The organism is Nocardia sp. NPDC058497 (assembly GCF_042720195.1).
GTDB lineage: Bacteria > Actinomycetota > Actinomycetes > Mycobacteriales > Mycobacteriaceae > Nocardia.
The window spans coordinates 1,954-3,640 of sequence record NZ_JBHXMY010000584.1; the positions used below are offsets into that span (position 1 = coordinate 1,954).

At 63.8% G+C, this 1,687-nt stretch carries 1 protein-coding gene; it reads left to right on the forward strand.

Translation table 11 applies throughout. From position 1 onward, the window contains the following. Positions 1 to 755: 755 nt before the first annotated feature. Positions 756 to 1,355 (forward strand): hypothetical protein, encoded by a 600-nt coding sequence (locus ACFWPJ_RS27650; RefSeq protein WP_378855644.1) that lies wholly within the window; start codon positions 756 to 758, stop codon positions 1,353 to 1,355. Positions 1,356 to 1,687 lie beyond the last annotated feature (332 nt).

Consider the following 1,687-nt stretch of genomic DNA (forward strand, 5'->3'; position numbering starts at 1 on the left):
CGCGGGGGCGAGCGCGCGTTATCTCTGTGTCTGTCTCCCCCCCGCGGGGGCGGGGGGGGGGTGGGGGGCGCGCCCCCCCGCTGTCGTTGTCGGCGTACGAGCCGCATCAGCACTCCGACACCGCGCAGAATGCCTTACGCCGGACTATATTTCGTCGACCGCGTGGTGTGGGCCGGTTCCGCAGACCCGCTCTCACCAGCCATTTCATGTGATGTGGGGCGGTGGGTTGACAGGCCGTGGCCGATGTTGCAAGATAGTCGCAGCGGGGTTTCGCATGCCCAAAAACTGGCGCACGCAGCAGATTGCGGTCCGACGATCGTCGCCTCCTCAGATCCTGACCAAGGCTCAGGTTTCGCCCGACGGTAGAGTGGGTTGGTGCTCTCGACCGAGGGTCTGTTCATTTTGGCTGCTGGGTGAGGTTTTCTTGTGTCAGGTGCATTCGATGCGTTCACTCCCGACGACTCGGGCAACTCGGCGGATGAGCAGTCCCGCCAGGGTGGCGGCGGATCTTTCCGCAGCGTGGACAACCCGGTACCGGTGAGAAGGAACCAGTCCGGTCACGTCGACCTGGCGGATATCTGCGTAGAAGACCTGCAAGTGGTCGCCGGCGCAGTTGATCGGTGGCGGTCGTTACGACCGCCGTTCATTGTGGCACATCACATCGCGCGGTGAATTGACATCTGGCATCCAATCTGACCGGGCAGTCGGATGCGGCAGATCGTGGCCATCGGTAAGTGTGAGAGTTGTGTGTCCCCATGGGTGTTGAAGGTGAGTCGGATCCCGTAATGCCTGACCGACAAGATATTGCATTGCAGCGCAACGGGTTCAATGCCCAGGAGGTTGCGTTCAACCAAGGCATCAGGGTCGATTCGGTAGTCGTGTTCGACTTCGTCTCGTATTGGTCTGTCGTAGATCGCGCTGTCTTGATCCAAGCCGATCTGTCGGGCCACGTCAGGAACGAAGTGATCACGCACTCCGTCGCTCACATCGAGATAGCCGAATCGCTCGAACTGGCAGCAGCTCTCGATGGTGAGCTGTGGCGCGGCCGGATCGAGATGAAGGTGCACCACGTCGTCGCCCGGCGTCTGATCCCGCTCGGCGACCTGCGTGATGCGTTGGAGGTGGGCAGTAACCTTTCCGACGTAGCAGCAGTGCTCGGTGTCACCGAGTTTCTCCTCGGATGGCGCCTGCAGCACCTGACGGACGAGGAACTGGCGATGATTCCGGCTCACCTGCTGAATCGTCTCGGCTGGCTACCCGGCATGACCTCCGAGTACCCGTATCTGTGCCTGTGGCCGGCATCCAGTTCCGGCGAGATGCTGCGCCGGTTGGCTCCCGGCCGACACCACAAATAGTCATCACCACACCTGTCCAGCCCTCGTTCCGATACGGAACGGGGGCTTCGTCGTTGGCGCACCAGCGCCGCCCATAGAGCTCATGCGGCTGCCCCCGGAAAGAACACTTCGATCGCCAGCGGGTTGAGAGCCTGCCGCATGCCCGCCCCTGACGCGCCCGTCTCCCGCAGCACTTCCGCGGTGGCAGACGTCGTCGCAGCGCAGGGGCGAATCGGGGGGGGGGGGGGCGGGCGCGCGGCGGCGGGGCGGCGCCCCCCCCCGCGAGGATGAGTGTGAGAAAAGAAGAGAGAGTTGGGGACTCTGTGTATGATCGGCCCCCCGCGCCCGCGCGC

Coding starts and splice junctions, on each gene's coding strand:
- ACFWPJ_RS27650 (WP_378855644.1), top strand. CDS start 756: ATGGGTGTTGAAGGTGAGTCGGATCCCGTAATGCCTGACCGACAAGAT.